This is a genomic window from Pseudomonas donghuensis, assembly GCF_000696345.2.
Taxonomy (GTDB): Bacteria; Pseudomonadota; Gammaproteobacteria; order Pseudomonadales; family Pseudomonadaceae; genus Aquipseudomonas; species Aquipseudomonas donghuensis.
Genome location: NZ_CP071706.1, coordinates 69,262 through 89,097 on the forward strand (window position 1 = coordinate 69,262; position 19,836 = coordinate 89,097).

The 19,836-nt window shown below is 62.2% G+C and carries 19 protein-coding genes; 11 read left to right on the forward strand and 8 right to left on the reverse strand.

Annotated features, from left to right (window positions below; genetic code table 11):
• Positions 1-106 precede the first annotated feature (106 nt).
• Entirely contained in the window at positions 107-1,396 is a 1,290-nt protein-coding gene (locus BV82_RS00365) for an MFS transporter (protein ID WP_010225948.1), read from the reverse strand.
• Positions 1,397-1,767: 371 nt separating this feature from the next.
• Here BV82_RS00365 and BV82_RS00370 point away from each other — a divergent pair, with 371 nt between their 5' ends.
• Positions 1,768-2,169: an acyl-CoA thioesterase gene (locus tag BV82_RS00370; protein WP_009402429.1), complete on the forward strand. Its 402-nt coding sequence runs from the start codon at positions 1,768-1,770 to the stop codon at positions 2,167-2,169.
• A gap of 72 nt (positions 2,170-2,241) precedes the next feature.
• Positions 2,242-3,138: a D-hexose-6-phosphate mutarotase gene (locus BV82_RS00375; protein ID WP_036995257.1), complete on the forward strand. Its 897-nt coding sequence runs from the start codon at positions 2,242-2,244 to the stop codon at positions 3,136-3,138.
• Positions 3,139-3,193: 55 nt separating this feature from the next.
• Here BV82_RS00375 and BV82_RS00380 read toward each other — a convergent pair whose 3' ends face one another.
• The 5 genes from BV82_RS00380 to BV82_RS00400 all read right to left on the reverse strand — a co-directional run bounded on the left by BV82_RS00380 (position 3,194) and on the right by BV82_RS00400 (position 6,816).
• Positions 3,194-3,727 carry a DUF3299 domain-containing protein gene (locus BV82_RS00380; protein ID WP_026001294.1) on the reverse strand — a complete coding sequence of 178 codons (534 nt, stop codon included), beginning with the start codon at positions 3,725-3,727 and terminating at the stop codon, positions 3,194-3,196.
• Positions 3,728-3,777: 50 nt separating this feature from the next.
• Positions 3,778-4,026: a GlsB/YeaQ/YmgE family stress response membrane protein gene (locus BV82_RS00385; RefSeq protein WP_010222807.1), complete on the reverse strand. Its 249-nt coding sequence runs from the start codon at positions 4,024-4,026 to the stop codon at positions 3,778-3,780.
• 93 nt (positions 4,027-4,119) lie between these two features.
• On the reverse strand, positions 4,120-5,202 hold the full coding sequence (locus BV82_RS00390; RefSeq protein ID WP_036995259.1) for a 5-(carboxyamino)imidazole ribonucleotide synthase: 1,083 nt from the start codon (positions 5,200-5,202) through the stop codon (positions 4,120-4,122).
• A 10-nt stretch (positions 5,203-5,212) separates the two neighbouring features.
• The gene (purE, locus tag BV82_RS00395) at positions 5,213-5,704 is read right to left on the reverse strand and encodes a 5-(carboxyamino)imidazole ribonucleotide mutase (protein WP_010222805.1); all 492 of its coding nucleotides are present in this window, start codon (positions 5,702-5,704) and stop codon (positions 5,213-5,215) included.
• Positions 5,705-5,904: 200 nt separating this feature from the next.
• The gene (locus tag BV82_RS00400; RefSeq protein ID WP_010222804.1) at positions 5,905-6,816 is read right to left on the reverse strand and encodes a LysR substrate-binding domain-containing protein; all 912 of its coding nucleotides are present in this window, start codon (positions 6,814-6,816) and stop codon (positions 5,905-5,907) included.
• 177 nt (positions 6,817-6,993) lie between these two features.
• On the opposite strand from BV82_RS00400, the gene aspA reads away from it, so the two are divergent.
• The 6 genes from aspA to BV82_RS00430 all read left to right on the forward strand — a co-directional run bounded on the left by aspA (position 6,994) and on the right by BV82_RS00430 (position 14,557).
• Positions 6,994-8,418, forward strand: a complete 1,425-nt coding sequence (gene aspA, locus BV82_RS00405) for an aspartate ammonia-lyase (protein WP_010222803.1) — start codon at positions 6,994-6,996, stop codon at positions 8,416-8,418.
• Positions 8,419-8,753: 335 nt separating this feature from the next.
• Positions 8,754-10,163 (forward strand): alanine/glycine:cation symporter family protein, encoded by a 1,410-nt coding sequence (locus tag BV82_RS00410; RefSeq protein WP_010222802.1) that lies wholly within the window; start codon positions 8,754-8,756, stop codon positions 10,161-10,163.
• A gap of 63 nt (positions 10,164-10,226) precedes the next feature.
• Positions 10,227-11,219 (forward strand): asparaginase, encoded by a 993-nt coding sequence (locus BV82_RS00415; protein WP_036995260.1) that lies wholly within the window; start codon positions 10,227-10,229, stop codon positions 11,217-11,219.
• A gap of 60 nt (positions 11,220-11,279) precedes the next feature.
• Positions 11,280-12,272 carry an AraC family transcriptional regulator gene (locus BV82_RS00420; RefSeq protein ID WP_010222800.1) on the forward strand — a complete coding sequence of 331 codons (993 nt, stop codon included), beginning with the start codon at positions 11,280-11,282 and terminating at the stop codon, positions 12,270-12,272.
• 141 nt (positions 12,273-12,413) lie between these two features.
• Positions 12,414-13,460, forward strand: a complete 1,047-nt coding sequence (locus tag BV82_RS00425) for a histone deacetylase family protein (protein WP_010222799.1) — start codon at positions 12,414-12,416, stop codon at positions 13,458-13,460.
• A complete protein-coding gene (locus BV82_RS00430) occupies positions 13,457-14,557 on the forward strand; it encodes a polyamine ABC transporter substrate-binding protein (RefSeq protein WP_010222798.1) in 1,101 nt (366 codons plus the stop codon). Before BV82_RS00425 ends, BV82_RS00430 begins: the two co-directional genes overlap by 4 nt.
• A 3-nt stretch (positions 14,558-14,560) precedes the next feature.
• Here BV82_RS00430 and pdxR read toward each other — a convergent pair whose 3' ends face one another.
• Positions 14,561-16,090 (reverse strand): MocR-like pyridoxine biosynthesis transcription factor PdxR, encoded by a 1,530-nt coding sequence (gene pdxR, locus BV82_RS00435; protein WP_036995261.1) that lies wholly within the window; start codon positions 16,088-16,090, stop codon positions 14,561-14,563.
• Between the two features lie 90 nt (positions 16,091-16,180).
• Here pdxR and BV82_RS00440 point away from each other — a divergent pair, with 90 nt between their 5' ends.
• The 3 genes from BV82_RS00440 to BV82_RS00450 are packed head-to-tail and all read left to right on the forward strand — an operon-like array spanning position 16,181 to position 17,951.
• Positions 16,181-16,810 (forward strand): FMN-binding negative transcriptional regulator, encoded by a 630-nt coding sequence (locus BV82_RS00440; protein WP_036995262.1) that lies wholly within the window; start codon positions 16,181-16,183, stop codon positions 16,808-16,810.
• Between the two features lie 12 nt (positions 16,811-16,822).
• On the forward strand, positions 16,823-17,269 hold the full coding sequence (locus BV82_RS00445) for a GNAT family N-acetyltransferase (RefSeq protein WP_036995263.1): 447 nt from the start codon (positions 16,823-16,825) through the stop codon (positions 17,267-17,269).
• Between the two features lie 16 nt (positions 17,270-17,285).
• Positions 17,286-17,951 (forward strand): GNAT family N-acetyltransferase, encoded by a 666-nt coding sequence (locus BV82_RS00450; protein ID WP_010222794.1) that lies wholly within the window; start codon positions 17,286-17,288, stop codon positions 17,949-17,951.
• Between the two features lie 69 nt (positions 17,952-18,020).
• Here the strand turns inward: BV82_RS00450 and oadA are convergent, their stop codons facing one another.
• Complete coding sequence (oadA, locus tag BV82_RS00455) at positions 18,021-19,829, reverse strand: sodium-extruding oxaloacetate decarboxylase subunit alpha (protein WP_010222793.1); 1,809 nt, start codon at positions 19,827-19,829, stop codon at positions 18,021-18,023.
• Positions 19,830-19,836: the final 7 nt, after the last annotated feature.

Genomic DNA, 19,836 nt, shown 5'->3' on the forward strand with positions numbered 1-19,836 from the left:
CCGTATGACTACTCTATGAATCGAATGTGACAATTAGATGAAAGGCCATCACCGGCGAGCGGTGATGGCCTTTGCAAAATGTTGCGAGGCTTGTTTTAGAGCGCTTTCAGCGCTTTTTCGCCGTCAGATAAATTCCCACCAACAGACCAATGGCGCAGATGCCAGCGACATAATAGGCAGGCGCCATCGGGCTGAGCTTGAGCAGCGCGGTGACCACCATTGGCGTCAGACCGCCAAAGATCGCGTAGGCCAGGTTGTAGGAAAACGACAGGCCGCTGAAACGGACTACAGGCGGAAAGGCTTTGACCATGACGTAAGGCACGGCGCCGACAATGCCGACACACAGGCCGGTCAGGGCATACAGGGGGAACAGCCATTCGGGATGGGTGGGCAAGGTGTGATAGAAGGTCCAGGAGGTCACCAGCAACGCCAGGCTACCGACGATAAACACCCGGCCAGCGCCAAAACGGTCGGCCAGTGTCCCGGTGCCGATGCACCCCAGGCTGAGCAGGACGATGGCCAGGCTATTGGCCTTCAGCGAATCGGTGGGGCTGACCTGATAGAGGCTCTGCAACAGCGCCGGAGTCATCAGGATCACCACGACGATGCCGGCCGACAGCAGCCAGGTCAGCAACATCGACAGGACAATGGCGCCACGGTGATCACGCAGCACGGCGCGCAGCGGTACCTCCTCAGCCAGCGCCTTGCGCGCCTGCATCTCGGCGAATACCGGTGTTTCATGCAGCCAACGGCGCAGGTACACGGCGAACAGGCCAAATACCCCACCGAGCAGGAACGGGATACGCCAGGCGTAGTCGGCGACCTCCTGCTGGCTATAAACCGTGTTGATCAGGGTCGCCACCAGCGAGCCGAGCAGGATCCCGGCGGTCAGGCCTGCCGTCAGCGTGCCGCAGGCATAACCGGTGTTGCGTGCCGGCACGTGCTCGGAGACGAACACCCAGGCGCCCGGCACTTCACCACCAATCGCCGCGCCCTGGATCACCCGCATCACCAGCAGCAGGATCGGCGCCCACAGGCCGATCTGCGCGTAGGTCGGCAGCAGGCCCATGATCAGCGTCGGTACGGCCATCATGAAGATGCTCAGGGTGAACATCTTCTTGCGCCCCAACAGATCGCCGAAGTGGGCCATGACGATGCCACCCAGTGGCCGCGCCAGGTAGCCGGCGGCGAAGATGCCAAACGTTTGCATCAAACGCAGCCATTCGGGCATTTCGGCGGGAAAGAACAGCTTGCCGACGACCGTGGCGAAGAACACGAAGATGATGAAATCGTAGAATTCCAGCGCACCGCCCAGGGCGGAAAGCGACAGGGTCTTGTAGTCACTGCGGGTCAGCGGCCTCGAAGGCTGCGCGATACTGCCGGGCACGGAGGTCATAGGTCTCTCTTGTTGGCATTTCTTATTGGGGTGCAGGCCGCCTGGCGCGCGGGTTTGGGCCTGGGAAGCCTGGAACGATAGCAAATTGCTGGAAAAAGCACATAGCAGTACAAATTCAATACAAGTATTCATGACTGCATGGTCGTCGCTGCGCTTTCGGCTCTATATACTGGCCGCTTGTAGGAAAGGGTTGCGTCTTCTGAAGGATGTTGTGCGAAAACGCCGCTAGGTATGCTTAGTCGGTTTCGCAGAGTTTCCCTTCGCCGCCTGGCAAAGCGAAAGCAGCGTAGAATAGTTGTGCTGAATCGTTTTTCGAGGCGTCTTTCATAGCGCCAACCAACGAAGCGTCATGGGTCAGAGGCACCCCCGGCATGATTGAACTCGAACAAGAAGATCCTATCCCGCAAGGCGACCTGGCCTTGCAGATCACTGCATTGCCCCGTGAAACCAACGGTTTCGGCGATATTTTCGGCGGTTGGCTGGTCGCCCAAATGGACCTGGCCGGCACCGCAATGGCCAGCCGTGTCGCTGGCGGCCGTGTCGCCACCGTGGCCATCGATCGCATGGCATTCCTGGTGCCAGTGGCGGTCGGCGCGCAATTGTCCTTCTATACCCAGACCCTGGAAATCGGCCGTAGCTCGATCCAGATGATGGTCGAAGTATGGAGCGACGATCCGCTGTCCAGTGAATGGCGCAAGGTTACCGAAGCGGTATTCGTGTTCGTCGCCATCGACGGCAGCGGTCGCACCCGCTCGGTTCCTCCTCGTCGCTGAGACCGCTGCGCGGTAAACTCGAAGGCATGCAAGCGGTCCAAAGCCGTACGGCAAACCAACGAGATAAAGCGCATGTCCACACCCAAGGTCGAATCCGAACAGCACGGCGAGCTCAATTGCTGGCGCATCACCAGCGACACTGCCGAACTGCTGGTAGCCCAGCAGGGCGCGCAGGTGCTGAGCTATCAGCGCCTCGGCGAGCCGCCTTTGTTGTGGCTCAGTGACCAGGCCATCTTCAAGCAGGGCAAATCCGTGCGCGCCGGTGTTCCGGTGTGCTGGCCCTGGTTTGGCATGTTCAAGCGCAACCCCGAAGCGGTGCAGGCCATGTATCACGCGGAAGACGGCCCTGCCCATGGCCTGGTCCGCAGTCGTGACTGGCAATTGCTGGGGATCACCAGCGGCGACGACGATATCCGCGTCGAATTCACCCTGCCCGAGACCCAGGGCGACCTCCCCGGCTGGCCCCATAATGTCGAGCTCACGCTGAGCATTGTCATGGGCGAGCAACTGAGCATTACCCTCTCCAGCTACAACCTCGACAACGTTGCGGTCACCCTCAGCCAGGCGTTGCACAGCTACTTCGCCGTCAGCGATGTGCGTCAGGTGCAGGTTGAAGGTGTCGATGGCCTTGACTACATCGAGACCCTGGCCAACTGGGAGCAACGCAAGCAGCAAGGCCATCTTGGTTTTGCCGGCGAGACTGACCGCATCTACCTGCAGGCGCCGGACCAACTGAGTATTGTCGACCCGGCCTGGCAGCGGCGCATTGTGCTAACCGCGCAGGGTTCGCGTACGGCCGTGGTCTGGAACCCCTGGACCGCGCGCGCCGCCGAACTGCCAGACATGGCCGACGATGGCTGGCAGCGCATGCTCTGCATCGAAACCGCCAACGTGGTGGATGACCTGGTCACACTGGCGCCGGGCGCGACCCATTCGCTGAGCCTGACAATCGCTAGCGAAGCGCTCTAGATCGCTATCGCGGGGCAAGCCCGCTCCTGCAGGAGCGGGCTTGCCCCGCGATCATTCACAGATCAGCGTCCTCCACCACCCGCACCTTGGCCGCATCCATTGCATAGGCCGCATCGGCCAGGTCATTGCTGACCTTCTCCACCTTCAAGGTACCGTTGACCCACAGCGGCGTGTAGATATCGTCGAGCTTCAAGCCCTTGGGATAGCGCACCAGCACCAGTTGGTTCGGTGGCGGTGGCGGCACATGGATACAGGCGCCCGGGTAAGGCACCAGGAAGAACAGCGTGCTGTTGCCCTTGGCGTCGGTTTCCAGCGGCACCGGATAGCCGCCCAAGCGAATTTGCTTGCCGTTCATGGCTGCCACGGTCTTGGTCGAATACATGACCGCCGGCAGGCCCTGGCTCTGCTTCAGGCCACCCTTTTCGGTGAAGGTGCCCATGGCTTCCGGAGAGTTATGGTCGATTTCGGGCATCTGCTCGAGGGCTTTCTGGTCCGACTTGGGCATCAGTTCCAGCCAGTCGGTTTCCGGCATTTCAGCCCGGGCCAGGCCGCTCAGCAGCAATAGGGAGAGGAGTAATACACGGCGCATGAAAAAGCTCGGCAACGAAGGAGTTCGGTGCCGAGCATTCTAGCCTGCCGTCAGCTCTTTTTGACGACCAGGCCGTAGATCACCAACAGGACAATCGCGCCCACCAGCGCGCCGAGGAAACCCGCCCCCTCTCCGGCCTGATAGATGCCCAGCGCTTGGCCGCCGTAGGTCGCGGCAAGCGAACCGGCAATACCCAGCAGAATGGTCATGATCCAGCCCATGCTGTCGTCGCCAGGCTTTAGAAAGCGTGCCAGCAGACCGACGATCAGGCCGATGAAGATGGTTCCGATGATACCCATGGCAATCCCTCTGAGTTAAATGGCGCATGCCAAAGCCTAGCCAGCGCTTTGGCATCCTGCCATCAGAGGGATAGCGGAGCGGGAAGGTTCCCTTCAGCCCTTGATCAGGGCTTCGACTTGCTGGATTTTTTGTTCCAGGGTCGCCAGGTCGTCGCAACGCAGGGTGGCGTGGCCAACCTTGCGCCCGACCTTGAAGGCCTTGCCGTAGTGGTGCAGGTGGCATTCGTCGATGGCAATCACCTTGTCGACCGCCGGCACTTCACCGATGAAGTTGAGCATCGCGCTTTCGCCGACCTTGGCGGTCGAACCCAGCGGCAAACCGGCAACGGCACGCAGATGGTTTTCGAACTGGCTGCACTCGGCGCCTTCGATGGTCCAGTGCCCGGAGTTATGCACCCGTGGAGCAATCTCGTTGGCCTTGAGGCCACCATCGACTTCAAAGAACTCGAAAGCCAGCACACCGACATAGTCGAGCTGCTTGAGCACGCGACCGGCGTAGTCTTCGGCCAGGTTCTGGAGCAAGTGGTCTTCGCTGGCCACCGACAGGCGCAGGATGCCGCTCTCGTGGGTGTTGTGCACCAACGGGTAGAAACGGGTTTCGCCATCACGGGCGCGCACGGCGATCAGCGACACTTCGCCGGTGAACGGTACGAAGCCTTCGAGCAGGCACGGGACGCTGCCCAGTTCGGCGAAGGTACCCACAACATCCTCGGCAGTTCGCAGCACTTTCTGCCCCTTGCCGTCATAACCCAGGGTGCGGGTCTTGAGTACGGCAGGCAGGCCGATGCTGGCAACGGCGGTATCCAGGTCGGCTTGCGACTGGATATCGGCGAAGGCCGGGGTGGGAATGCCCAGGTCCTTGAACATGCTCTTTTCGAACCAGCGATCGCGGGCGATACGCAGGGATTCGGCACTCGGGTAGACCGGCACGAACTGCGACAGGAAGGCCACGGTTTCAGCCGGGACGCTTTCGAATTCGAAGGTCACCAGGTCAACTTCGTCGGCCAACTGTCGCAGGTGGTCCTGGTCACCGTAATCGGCACGCAGGTGCTCGCCCAGAGGCGCCGCGCAGGCATCTGGAGCCGGGTCGAGGAAAGCGAAGTTCATGCCCAGCGGAGTACCCGCCAGAGCCAACATGCGGCCCAGCTGGCCGCCACCGATTACACCGATTTTCATGCTTTTGACCTCAAGCCTGGCGCGGATCTGGATGGTCCAGAACGTTGTCTGTCTGCTCAGCGCGGAACTGTTTGAGCACCGTGTGGAACTGCGGGTGCTTGGCGCCAAGGATGCTTGCCGAGAGCAGCGCGGCGTTGATCGCGCCGGCCTTGCCAATGGCCAGGGTGGCAACCGGAATACCGGCTGGCATCTGCACGATCGACAGCAGCGAGTCGACCCCGGAGAGCATCGACGACTGTACCGGCACGCCCAGCACCGGCAGGTGGGTCTTGGCCGCACACATGCCTGGCAGGTGGGCAGCGCCACCGGCGCCGGCGATGATCACCTCGATGCCACGGCCTTCGGCCTCTTCGGCATACTGGAACAGCAGGTCCGGGGTCCGGTGGGCAGACACCACCTTGACCTCGTAGGGAATGCCGAGTTTTTCCAGCATATCGGCGGTGTGGCTAAGGGTGGACCAATCGGACTTGGAGCCCATGATCACGCCAACCAGTGCACTCATCGTCGAGCCTCTTCTCTTGGGCGCCCGCAGGCGCGTCAAAAAACAACAAGCCACGCGGGACGACCGGCGTGGCTTGTTATACGAATTAGGGCCGGGCATGCCGACCGAAGGCCGCGCAGTATACCGCAAAGCAACGCCTTGGATGCACCCTGACGACCAACTGTCGGCCTTATTTTTCGGGGCTTTGGCTGACTTTTGGGTCAAGCCCCGGCTGCTGGCGAACCGCCCTCAAGCTTGCGCCACAGCAGGCGCACGTTGGCCTTGCGCACCAGGGCGCAGCGATACAGGCGGATTTCCAGCGGCACATGCCACTGGCTGCCGCCGCAAATCACCAGCTCACCGCGCTCAAGCTCGGCCCGCGCCGACAGCCGTGGCACCCAGGCGATACCCAGGCCTTCAAGGGCCATGCTCTTGAGGCTGTCGGCCATCGCCGTTTCATAGACGGTGGTAAAACGCAGGTTGCGCTGACGCAACAACAGATTGACCGAACGACCAAGAAACGCCCCGGCGCTGTAGGCCAGCAACGGCACACTGCCCTCGCCTTCCAGATCGAACAGCGGCTTGCCCTCGGCATCGGCGGCGCACACAGGCAGCATCTCGGTATGGCCCAGATGCAGCGACGGGAAGATCTCCGCATCCATTTGCAAGGCTGCATCGGGGTCGTAGAAGGCCAGCATCAGGTCGCAGCCGCCTTCACGCAGGGCATGCACCGCATCGCCGACGTTGGTTGCCACCAGGCGCGTGGCGATGTTCAGGCCGTCGTTGCGCAGTTGCGCAATCCAGCGCGGAAAGAACCCCAGCGCCAGCGAGTGCGCCGCCGACACCTGGATCACCTCGCCCTGCCCGCCTTCCAGGTGATGCAGGTGGCGCAACACTTCGCCCAACTGATCCACCACCGTACGCGCCGTCACCAGGAACAATTGCCCCGCCGCCGTCAACTCAATAGGCGTACGCGAGCGGTTGACCAGGGTCAGCCCCAGCGCCGCCTCAAGGCTGCGAATACGCCGGCTGAAGGCCGGCTGGGTGACGAAGCGGCGCTCGGCGGCCTGGGAAAAGCTGCGGGTCGCGGCCAGGGCACTGAAATCTTCCAGCCATTTGCTCTCAAGGTTCATGAGCTCTCCAGGCATGCACCAAAATTGAACACGCTCGATCGGCAGTTGACGTCACATCAACCCGTATGCCGTTTATGCATAGGTTAGCGTGTAACAGCATTGGCCGCAAAATCGGCGCAAGCCTAGGATTGGCGCCATTCCGGCATGTGCCGGGTCAAACTCGAGATGATATCTATCATGTCCGCTGCTGCATCGTTCCGTGTCGAAAAAGATCTGCTTGGCACCCTCGAAGTCCCTGCTGATGCCTACTACGGTATCCAGACTCTGCGTGCTGCCAACAACTTCCACCTCTCCGGCGTTCCGCTGTCGCACTACCCTAAACTGGTTGTGGCCCTGGCCATGGTCAAACAGGCTGCTGCCGACGCCAACCGCGAGCTGGGTCACCTGAGCGATGCCAAGCACGCTGCCATCAGCGAGGCTTGCGCCCGTCTGATCCGCGGCGACTACCACGAACAGTTCGTGGTCGACATGATTCAAGGCGGTGCTGGTACTTCTACCAACATGAACGCCAACGAAGTGATCGCCAACATCGCGCTGGAGGCCATGGGCCACCAGAAGGGCGAGTACAAGTACCTGCACCCGAACAACGACGTGAACATGGCGCAGTCGACCAACGACGCCTACCCGACCGCGATCCGTCTGGGTCTGCTGCTGGGTCACGACGCCCTGCTGGCCAGCCTCGACAGCCTGATCCAGGCCTTCGCTGCCAAAGGTCAGGAATTCGATCACGTACTGAAGATGGGCCGTACCCAGCTGCAGGACGCTGTGCCGATGACCCTGGGCCAGGAATTCCGCGCCTTCGCCACCACCATGACCGAAGACCTCAACCGTCTGCGTTCCCTGGCGCCAGAGCTGCTGACCGAAATCAACCTGGGGGGTACCGCCATCGGTACCGGCATCAACGCCGACCCTGGCTACCAGGCCCTGGCCGTTCAGCGCCTGGCCACCATCAGCGGCCAGCCGCTGGTACCGGCTGCCGACCTGATCGAAGCTACCTCGGACATGGGCGCCTTCGTCCTGTTCTCGGGCATGCTCAAGCGTACTGCGGTCAAGCTGTCGAAGATCTGCAACGACCTGCGCCTGCTGTCCAGCGGCCCACGCACCGGCATCAACGAAATCAACCTGCCAGCGCGTCAGCCAGGCAGCTCGATCATGCCAGGCAAGGTCAACCCGGTTATCCCGGAAGCGGTCAACCAGGTGGCCTTCGCCATCATGGGCAACGACCTGGCCCTGACCGTCGCGGCCGAAGGTGGCCAACTGCAGCTGAACGTCATGGAGCCGCTGATCGCCTACAAGATCTTCGACTCGATCCGCCTGCTGCAACGCGCCATGGACATGCTGCGCGAGCACTGCATCGTCGGCATCACCGCCAACGAACAGCGCTGCCGTGAACTGGTCGAGCACTCGATCGGCCTGGTCACCGCCCTGAACCCGTACATCGGCTACGAAAACGCTACCCGTATCGCTGCCATCGCCCTGGAAAGCGGCCGTGGCGTGCTGGAACTGGTACGTGAAGAAGGCCTGCTGGACGAAGAGATGCTCAACGACATCCTGCGTCCGGAAAACATGATTGCTCCGCGTCTGGTGCCGCTCAAGGCGTAACCGATGCTGTAACACGCTCACCAGGTCGAGGGACTAGACACCTCTCACCTTTTGAGGGCCCAGGGATCATTCCCCGGGCCCTTTTTTTATGCCCTCCTGCCGCACCTTCAATCCCTGTGGGAGCCGGCCTTGCCGGCGATGAAATCAGCACGGTTTCAGCTGCTACGCGTCGGCCGCATCGCTGGCAACGCCAGCTCCCACAGTGGCGACCACAGGGCATATCCGCCACGCCAAGGCAGACGCGCGGCGCTCGCATCGGTATAGTGCCCGCCCTCTTGCGTGCCAGCTCCTTGGCGCGACATGCAGTAAAAGTCATTAAAAGCGAGGAACACTCCATGCTTGAAGTCATCAACGACTTCCTATCGGGCAAGGTACTGATCGTGCTCATTGTCGGTCTGGGCAGTTACTTCACGATCCGCTCGCGTTTCGTTCAGCTGCGTTATTTCACCCATATGTTCTCGGTATTTCGCGACAGCCTGCGCAGCAGCAGCGAACAACTGAGCTCGTTCCAGGCGCTGATGCTCAGCCTCGCCGGCCGCGTCGGTGCGGGCAATATCGCAGGTGTCGGCATCGCCGTGACCCTCGGCGGCCCCGGTGCGGTGTTCTGGATGTGGGTAACCGCGCTGGTCGGCATGTCCAGCAGCTTCATCGAATGCACCCTCGGCCAGCTGTACAAACGCTGCGACAGTGAAGGCCAGTACCGCGGCGGCCCGTCGTATTACATCGAACATGGCCTGGGCAAGCGCTGGCTGGGCATGGTCATGGCCTTCCTGCTGCTGGTCACCTTCGGCTTCGCCTTCAACGGCCTGCAGGCCCACGCCGTGACCCACTCGCTGAACAACGCCTTCCAGTTCGACACCACCTACACCGGTATCGCCCTGGCGCTGCTGCTGGGCCTGGTGTTCATCGGCGGCATCAAGCGTATCGCCGCCGTCGCCGACCTGCTGGTACCGGTCAAGACCCTGGTTTACATCGCCGTAACCATTTACGTGATCGTGCTGCAGTTCGATCAGGTGCCGGGCATGCTGATGACCATCGTCAAAAGCGCCTTCGGCCTGGATCAGGCCTTCGGTGGCCTGGTCGGCAGCGCCATCATCATGGGCGTCAAGCGCGGCGTTTTCGCCAACGAAGCCGGCCTTGGCAGCGCACCCAACGTCGCCGCCGTGGCCCAGGTCGAACACCCGATTGCCCAGGGCGTGGTCCAGGCCTTCTCAGTATTCCTCGACACCTTCATCATCTGCACCTGCACGGCCTTGCTGATCCTGCTCTCGGGCTTCTACACCCCGGGCTTCGAAGGGGACGGCATCGCGTTGACCCAGAACTCGCTGGCTGCCGTGGTCGGTGACTGGGGACGGATGTTCATCAGCGTCGCCCTGGCGCTGTTCGTGTTCACCTCGATCCTCTACAACTACTACCTGGGCGAGAGCAACCTGCGCTTTCTGGTCGGTGACAACCGCAAGGCCCTGATCGGCTACCGCGCACTGGTGTTGCTGCTGATCTTCTGGGGCGCGGTGCAGAACCTGGGCACGGTGTTCGCGTTCGCCGACATCACCATGACCTGCCTGGCCTTCGTCAACCTGATCGCCCTGGCCCTGCTGTTCAAGGTGGCCATGCGCGTGCTGCGCGACTACGACGACCAGCGCGCTGCCGGGGTAAAAACGCCGGTGTTCGATTCGGCCAAGTTCGCCGACCTGGACCTCGACACCAAAGCCTGGCCAGCCAAGGTCGAAGACGCCAAGCGCTGACAGCCTGCACAGTGATGGCGTACTGTGGTCGGCTTATCTCAAGCCGACCATGGAGACAGGCGAATGGCAACTGCGCAACCAGCCCGCAACATCTTGGTGCTGTACACCGGCGGCACCATCGGCATGCAAGCCAGCGCCAACGGCCTGGCCCCCGCCTCGGGCTTCGAGCAACGGATGCGCGAGCAACTGGCTGGGCAGGCCGCTATTCCCGTCTGGCAGTTCCGTGAGCTGCTACCGCTGATCGACAGCGCCAACATGACCCCGCACTACTGGCAGCGCCTGCGTGCGGCGATCATCGATGCGGTCGACGGGCAAAGCTGCGATGCCGTGCTGGTGCTGCACGGTACCGATACCCTGGCTTACAGCGCTGCGGCCATGGGCTTCCAGTTGCTGGGCCTGCAGGTCCCAGTGCTGTTCACCGGCTCCATGCTGCCAGCCGGTGTCGCCGACAGCGATGCCTGGGAAAATCTCACCGGGGCGCTACAGGCCCTGGCTGCAGGCGTCCCGCCCGGTGTGCAACTGTACTTTCACGGTGAACTGCTGGCCCCGCACCATACCGCCAAGGTGCGCAGCTTTGGCCGTCATCCGTTCGTTACCCTCAAGCGTTTTGCCGGCGCTGGCGCGCCGCAACCCCTGCCCGCCGCGCTCGACTATCGCCAACCGAAACAGGTCGCCAATGTCGCGGTGCTGCCCCTGGTGCCAGGGTTTGGCGCCCCCCTGTTGCAGGCCGCGCTGGCCAGCGGCGCACAAGGCTTGATCCTGGAGTGCTTTGGCAGTGGCACCGGCCCGTCCGACAACCCCGACTTTCTCGCCGCCCTGGCCGAGGCTCAGGCACGTGGCATCGTCGTGGTCGCCATCACCCAGTGCCATGAAGGCGGGGTTGAACTGGATGTCTACCAGGCCGGCAGCCGCTTGCGCCAGGTCGGTGTGCTGTCGGGAGGCGGCATGACCCGTGAAGCACTGTTCGGCAAGTTGCAGCTGTTGCTGGGCAGCGGTTTGCCGGTTGCCGAGGTTCGGCGCCTGGTGGAGCAGGATCTTTGCGGGGAATTGCTATAAGCGACTGAAGGCATACAAATTGCTCGACTTGTTTGGCCAACCTGCCGAAAGAAGCCGAGCATGCTCCATTCACACCTCACCACCCTCAACGCCGTGTCCCTGGTTCTGCAGGCCTTTCAAGGCCAGGGCCCCGGCGATGAAGCGCTGCTTGCCGGCAGCGGCATCAGCCCGGCAGACCTGGGCCGCGCCGACTCGCGCATCACCACCCGCCAGGAGATGCTGGTGTGTGCCAATGCCGTGGCCCAGCGCCGCGAAGTGGGCCTGGAACTGGGCCGGCGCATGCATGTTTCCTGCTACGGCATGCTCGGTTACGCCCTGCTCTCCAGTGCCACCTTAGGTGACGCTTTGCGCCTGGCGATGCAGTACCCGGCGCTACTGGGAACACTTTTTCAGCTGCGCCTGATCGACGACGGCGAGCGGGTCTGGTTCAGCGCCAGCGATTATCGCGAAGAACCGCAGCTGGCGGCGTTCAATGCCGAGTTCTGCCTGACCTCGCTGAAAGTCATCTGCGACGACCTGCTTGGCCAACCGCTACCGCTGCTGGCGGCACGCTTCGCCCACCCCACGCCCGATTACCATGCGCTGTATGGCGACAGCTTCGCCTGCCCGTTGCGCTTCGAGGCAGCCGACAATGCCTTCGCCTTCGCGCGCGCATGGCTGGAGCAACCCCTGCCGCTGGCCGACCAGATCACCCACCGGGCCATGAGCGAGCGCTGCCGACGGCTAAACCTGGAGTTCACCGGTCGCCAGGCCTGGCTCGGGCGGATTCGCCAACTGCTACTTGAACAACTCGATGCGGCTCCCGGGCTGGAAGGCCTGGCGCGGCAGATGAACTGCTCGTCGCGCACCTTGCGTCGGCACCTGCAAGAGCTGGGCAGCAGTTATCAACAACTGCTCGATGAACTGCGTTTCGAGCGTGCCAAGCAGCTATTGGCCGAAGATCAGCTGCCCATCTACCGCATCGCCGAACTGCTGGGCTTCAGCGAAACCGCCAGCTTTCGCCACGCCTTCATGCGCTGGAGCGGCGTTGCGCCAAGCCACTTCCGCGCCTGAATACGACGGTTGCACTGCCAGGGGGCGAAATCCGGACAGTCAGGCTGGCCATATCGGTCCCCTTTTGGCCGTTTCCGTCGTTCTGCACCGGGCCCGGGCCACCAACAATGGAGCGACGCCAGTGACCCGGAGAACAACAAGATGCTGACGATCTATTCCGATGACCACCGCCTGCACCATGGCCGCTGCGAGCTGATCGACGGGCAACTGATGCCCTGCTTCGAGATGCCTTCGCGCGCCGACCATGTTCTGGAGCGGGTAAAAACCCGCGAGCTGGGTGCAATCAAGGGGCCTGCCGACTTTGGCCGCGCGCCCTTGCTGCGCGTGCACAGTGCCGATTACCTGAACTTCTTCGAAGGCGCCTGGCAGCGCTGGACCCAACTGGGCCACGAAGGCGACCTGCTGCCCTTCACCTGGCCGGCGCGCACCCTGCGCAGCGTCAAACCTAGCGGCCTGCACGGCGAACTCGGTTACTACAGCTTCGACGCCGGCGCGCCAATCACCGCTGGCACCTGGCAAGCGGCCTACAGCGCCGCGCAGGTTGCCCTCACCGCCCAGGCTGCGATCCAGACCGGCGCCCACAGCGCTTTCGCCCTCTGCCGGCCACCGGGACACCACGCCGCCAGCGATGTCATGGGCGGCTACTGCTACCTCAACAACGCCGCCATCGCCGCCCAGGCGTTCCTCGACCAAGGCCGGGGCAAGGTGGCAATCCTCGATGTCGACTACCATCACGGCAACGGCACCCAGGAAATCTTCTACCAGCGCAGTGATGTGTTCTTCGCCTCGATCCATGGAGATCCGCAGGCCGAGTTTCCGTTCTTCCTTGGCTATGCCGATGAGCAAGGCGAAGGTGAAGGCCTGGGCTACAACGTCAATTACCCGCTGCCCGCCGGTAGCGACTGGCTGACCTGGAGCAAGGCCCTGGATGACGCCTGTGAGCGCATCGCCGCCTATGGCCCGGACGTGCTGGTGATTTCGCTGGGCGTGGACACGTTCAAGGACGACCCGATCTCCCAGTTCAAGCTCGACAGCCCCGACTACCTGAAGATGGGCGAACGCATCGCCCGCCTCGGCACGCCGACGCTGTTCGTCATGGAAGGTGGTTATGCGGTCGAGGAAATCGGCATCAACGCAGTGAACGTACTCGAAGGTTTCGAACGCGCCCAACAGGAAGCTCAAGCATGACCCGACTCAAGCGCCTGCTCGCCCCTCTGCTCTGCAGCACCCTGCTCGCCGGTAGCCTGGAAGCTGCCGAGCAACGCACCCTGCGGGTCTACAACTGGTTCGACTACATCACCCCGCAAACCCTGGTGGACTTCCAGAAAGACAGCCAGGTCAAACTCATCTACGACATCTTCGACACCAACGAAGCCCTGGAGGCCAAGCTGCTGACCGGCAACTCCGGCTACGACGTGGTGGTGCCGTCCAACGTGTTCCTGGCCAAGCAGATCGAGGCCGGGGTGTTCCAGCCGCTGGACCGCAGCAAGCTGCCGAACTGGCAGCACCTGGACCCGAAACTGATGAAGCTGATCGAGGCCAACGACCCCGGCAACCAGTTCGCCGTGCCGTACATGTACGGCACCGTACTGATCGGCTTCAACCCGGCCAAGGTCAAGGCGGCGCTGGGCGACAATGCCCCGGTCGACAGCTGGGACCTGATCTTCAAGGAAGAGAACATCGCCAAGCTCAAGCAATGCGGCGTGGCCTTGCTTGACTCGCCGTCGGAAATCCTGCCGCTGGCCCTGCAGTACCTGGGCCTGCCACCGAACAGCACGAAACCGGCGGACTACAAAAAGGCCGAAGAGCTGCTACTGAAGATCCGCCCGCACGTCACCTACTTCCACTCCTCCAAGTACATGGCGGATATCGCCAATGGCGACATCTGTGTGGCGGTCGGCTACTCGGGCAGCTTCTCCCAGGCGGCCAACCGCGCCACCGAGGCGAAGAACGGCGTGGTCGTCGACATGCGCCTGCCCAAGGAAGGTGCTCCGATCTGGTTCGACATGCTGGCAATCCCCAAAGGCGCGGCCAACCCGGAAGATGCCTACACCTTCATCAACTACCTGCTGCAGCCCAAGGTTATCGCGCCCATCAGCGACTTTGTCGGTTACCCCAACCCCAACAAGGACGCCACCGAACTGGTTGCACCGGCCATCCGCAACAACCCCAACCTTTACCCCACCGAGCAAGCCATGGCCAAGCTCTACACCCTGCAGCCACTGCCACGCGATGCCGAGCGGGCGCGCACCCGCGCCTGGACCAAGATCAAGGCCGGGACCTGATCGTCACTGACGCCAGGCCCGCCGCAAGCGGGCCAGGGCATCGGCAATAGCGGCTTCGCCCACGGCGGCGAAGCCCAGTACCAGCCCCGCGCGCTCATCCATAGGGACCGTCGAATCTGGCAGCCAGTAATCGCTCAGGGCATTGAGCTCAACGCCTACCGCTTCAGCACGGGCGATCAACTCCTGCTCGCGGGCATAGCTGTCGATATCGACTTTCACGTGCAATCCTGCCGCGACGTCCGGCATGGCGCCAACGCCGGGAACGTCCATGGGCCACCCAGCCTTTAACGCATTGCGTCGACTCAGTGCGGCCCTGCGCATGCGCCGGATATGCCGCTGAAAATGCCCCTGGGCCATGAACTGCGCCATCACCGCCTGAGTACCCACCTCCGAGTGCCGCACGGCCAGCGCCCGACAGCGGGAAAAGGCTTGTACCAGCTGCTTTGGCAGCACCAGGTAGCCCAGGCGTAGCGCCGGAAAGGCGATTTTGCCGAAGGTGCCGACATACAACACCCGCCCGCTACGATCCAGTGCCGCCAAAGGCGCCAGCGGGTCGCCGCTGTAGCGGTACTCGCCATCGTAGTCGTCTTCAATGATCCAGCCGTCCTTGCGCTCGGCCCAGGCCAGCAATTCCAGGCGCCGGGCCAAGCTCATGGTGACGCCGGTCGGGTACTGGTGAGACGGCGTCACGTAGCTGAGGCGGCAATGTTCCACGGCATTGAGCGCCGCGCAGTCGAGCCCTTCGTGGTCCACCGCCACTCCTTGTACCGTTGCCCCGGTCAATGCGAAGGCGTTGCCAGCGGCGCGGTAGCCGGGGTTTTCCACAGCCACTACTTCGCCAGGCTCCAGCAACAGCTGTGCACAAAGACTAATGGCCTGCTGCGCGCCACTGGTGATCACAATTTGTTCAGCCGCACACGAAAGCCCACGAGATCGACGTAAATAGGTCGCGATCAGCTCGCGAAGTTGCTGCTCGCCAGCCGGGTCGCCATAACCCAGCGCAGCAGGATCGGGATTACGCCAGAAACCCGCCTGAAGCTTGGCCCAGACGTCGAACGGGAACAGGTCGAACGCCGGCAAACCGACACGAAAAGCCCGCGGCGGACCGCTTTTAGGCGCCGGTAGATGGTTGTTTTCCAGACGGTGCATTGGACCACTGTGGATAACTTTACTGGATGAATCCTCAGTATTTTCCGCTGTTTTTGTGGATAACCCTGTGGAAAAACCCAGGGATAACCCTGTGGATACTTTTGTGGATAGTTTTGGCAGGTGGCTGACATAGGTGCCATCGCCCACCCGGCTTTCGATATAGCCCTCGGCATACAGCTGGTCATAGGCGCGCACTACGCTGTTGCGCGACAGCGCTAGCACCTGCGCCATGTCGCGGGTCGCCGGCAAGCGCGTGCCGCTGCTCAAGCGACCGTCCAGCACCCGCAGGCGCAGGGCATGGTAGAGCTGGCGGCTAAGGCCCTGACGGCGATCCAGGACGATGCCCGTCGGGTCGAACGGCAAAGTGAAAGGACGCTCGCTCATGACATTGGACCTATGAAATTAGCTTGAAATGGCTCTTACCTTAGTCCAATAGCCTGCCTAGGATTGAGCCATTCGCCAAGGACAATTCATATGTTCACACCTTCGAGCCACAAGGAAACCGATCTCGACCGCCTGCATCAGCAGATCGAACAAACGCGCCTCGCCGTGCTGGTCACCCACGGCGAGCAGGGTCTGCAGGCCAGCCACCTCCCCCTGTTACTGGATCGCAGCCAGGGCAGCAACGGCACCCTGTACGGCCACTTCGCCCGGGCCAACAAGCAATGGCAGGAGCTGGCCAACGGCGCCGAGGTGCTGGTGGTGTTTGCCGGGCCGAATGCGTATGTCAGCGCGGGTTACTACCCCAGCAAGATCGACGACCCGCGCACGGTACCGACCTGGAACTACGTGACGGTGCACGCCTGGGGCAAGGCCGAGGTGTATCACGACGCCGAGCGCCTGCTGGCTATCGTCAGGCGCCTGAGTGATCAGCATGAACAAAGCCAGGCCAAGCCCTGGTCGGTGGAAGAAGCACCGGCCGACTACATGGCCGGCATGCTCAAGGCGATCGTCGGCTTCGCCCTGCCCATCGAGCGCCTGCAAGGCACACGCAAACTTAGCCAGAACCGTTCGGCCATCGATATCGAAGGCGTGCGCAAAGGCCTGGCCAACAGTACCGATCCCCTGGACAACCAACTGGCCGCCCTGATGGGCCAACCTTGAAGGAGCATGCCTATGGCTAGCGTAACCATCCGCCCCGTCACTGCCGCCGATCACAGTGCCTGGCTGCCACTGTGGCAGGCTTATCAGCGCTTTTACCAAACACGCATCGCCGACGAAGTCAGCGCCGTGGCCTGGGAGCGCATGCTCGACCCCAGCGAGCCAACCAATACCGCGCTGGCCTGGGTCGACGGCAAGGCGCTGGGCATGGTCCACTGGATCTATCACCGCTCCAACTGGAGCATCGAGAATTCCTGCTACCTGCAAGACCTGTACGTGCAAAGTGAGCAGCGTGGCCTGGGTATCGGCCGCCAATTGATCGAATATGTCTACGCTACGGCAAAGGCAGCAGGTTGCGCCAAGGTGCACTGGCTGACCCACGAAACCAATGCCACAGCTATCAGCCTGTACGAGCAAGTCGCCGAGCGGCCCGGCTTCATTCAGTTCCGCAAACCGCTGTAAGCCAGAGGAGCCACCCATGAACAGCCCATTGCACTGGCATCCGGCCAAGCGCCCGCAACCTTCGACATTGACCGGGCGCTTCGTACGCCTGGAAAAACTCGACCCCAAGCGCGACACCGAAGACCTCTGGGAAGTGTTCCAGGGCCCCCAGGCCGATAACAAACTGTGGGATTACCTGGCTTACGGTCCGTTCAGCGAACGCGAGGATTTCGATCACTGGCTCGACATCAACGCCGCCAGCAGCGACCCGCTGTTCTACAGCGTCATTGACCTGGCCAGCGGCCAGACCCAGGGCATCCTCAGCTTGATGTCGATCGTGCCCGAACAGGGCCGCATCGAAATTGGCCACATCGCCTTCGGCGCTGCCATGCAACGCACGCCCAAGGGTACCGAAGCCATCTACCTGCTCGGCAAGCTGGCGTTCGCGCTGGGCAACCGCCGCCTGGAATGGAAGTGCAACAACGACAACGCCCGCTCCAAGCGCGCTGCACTGCGCTTTGGCTTCACCTTCGAAGGGGTGTTTCGCAAGCATATGGTGATCAAGGACCGTAACCGCGACACAGCGTGGTTCTCGATTACCGATGATGAATGGCCGGCGATTGCGGCGGGGTTTGAGCGCTGGTTGGCGGAAGATAACCAACGCCCTGAAGGGCAGGTGCGAACACTGCAAGCGTGTCGGTAGGTGCGTGCAAAAAAAAAGGGGAGCATACGCCCCCCAGAGGTTAACCGCTTGTAGATGAGGGCCTGAACATCAGCCCTCGATCTCGATCAGGATCTCGCCCGGGTTGACCCGGTCGCCCTTGGCCACATGAATGGCGGTGACCTTGCCGGCAATTGCCGCCTGCACTTCGGTCTCCATCTTCATTGCCTCGGTAATCAGTACTGGCTGGCCGGCCTTGACCATGTCGCCTTCCTTGACCAGCACATCAACGATGTTGCCCGGCATGGTGGTACTGACATGGCCCGGCGCACTGGCCTGTTTGCGCTTGCTGCTGCCACCGCCGACGAACTCGTTGAGCGGCTCGAACACCACTTCTTCCGGCATGCCGTCGATGGACAGGTAGAAGTGGCGCTTGCCTTCGGCCTTGACGCCAACACCGGTGATATCCACCCGGTAGGTTTCACCGTGCACGTCAATGACGAACTCGGTCGGTACGCCTTCGCCGCCGGCCGAAGCCACGGCACCGGCTTCCGGAATCGGCAGCAACACTTCAGGAGTCAGGGTGCCGGCCTCACGCTCTTCGAGGAACTTACGCCCGATGTCCGGGAACATGGCGTAGGTCAGCACGTCTTCTTCCGACTTGGCCAGGGCGCCAATGTCATTGCGCAGCTTGGTCATTTCTGGCTTGAGCAGGTCAGCCGGACGCACATCGATGACTTCTTCGCTACCGATGGCCTGGCGCCGCAGTTGTTCGTCGACCACACCCGGGGCCTTGCCGTAGCCGCCTTGCAGGTACAGCTTCACCTCGTTGGTGATGGTCTTGTAGCGCTCGCCAGCAAGTACGTTGAAGAACGCCTGGGTGCCGACGATCTGCGAGGTCGGGGTCACCAGCGGCGGGAAGCCGAGGTCTTCACGCACCCGCGGGATCTCCGCCAGCACTTCGTTCATGCGGTTGAGCGCGCCCTGCTCCTTGAGCTGGTTGGCCAGGTTGGAAATCATCCCGCCCGGTACCTGATTGACTTGCACGCGGGTATCGACAGCGGTGAACTCGCTTTCGAACTGGTGGTATTTCTTGCGCACGGCATAGAAGTACAGGCCGATTTCCTGCAACAGCTCCAGGCTCAGGCCAGTGTCGAATTCGCTGCCCTTGAGGGCCGCGACCATCGACTCGGTGCCCGGGTGGCTGGTGCCCCAGGCAAAGCTGGAGATGGCGGTGTCGATATGATCGGCGCCGTTCTCGATAGCTTTGAGCTGGCACATGGCAGCCAGGCCGGCGGTGTCGTGGGAGTGGACGAACACCGGCAGCGACTGCTCGGCCTTCAGTGCCTTGACCAGCTCGCCGGTGGCGTACGGGGTCAGCAGGCCGGCCATGTCCTTGATTGCCACCGAGTCGCAACCCATGGCTTCCATCTGCTTGGCCTGGGCGACGAAGGCTTCGATGGTGTGCACGGGGCTGGTGGTGTAGGCGATGGTGCCCTGGGCATGTTTGCCGGCGGCCTTGACCGCTTCGATGGCGACACGCAGGTTACGCACGTCGTTCATGGCGTCGAAGATGCGGAACACGTCGATGCCGTTAACCGCCGCCTTGGCGACGAAGGCTTTGACCACGTCGTCGCTGTAGTGGCGGTAGCCCAGCAGGTTCTGCCCACGCAGAAGCATCTGCAGGCGGGTGTTGGGCAATGCTGCGCGCAGTTTGCGCAGGCGCTCCCACGGGTCTTCCTTGAGGAAGCGCACGCAGGCATCGAAAGTCGCCCCACCCCAGACTTCCAGCGACCAGTAGCCGACTTTGTCGAGCTTGTCGCAGATCGGCAGCATGTCTTCGGTACGCATGCGGGTGGCCAGCAGGGACTGGTGGGCGTCGCGCAGGATTGTGTCGGTTACAAAGATTTTCTTGGACATTATGGGT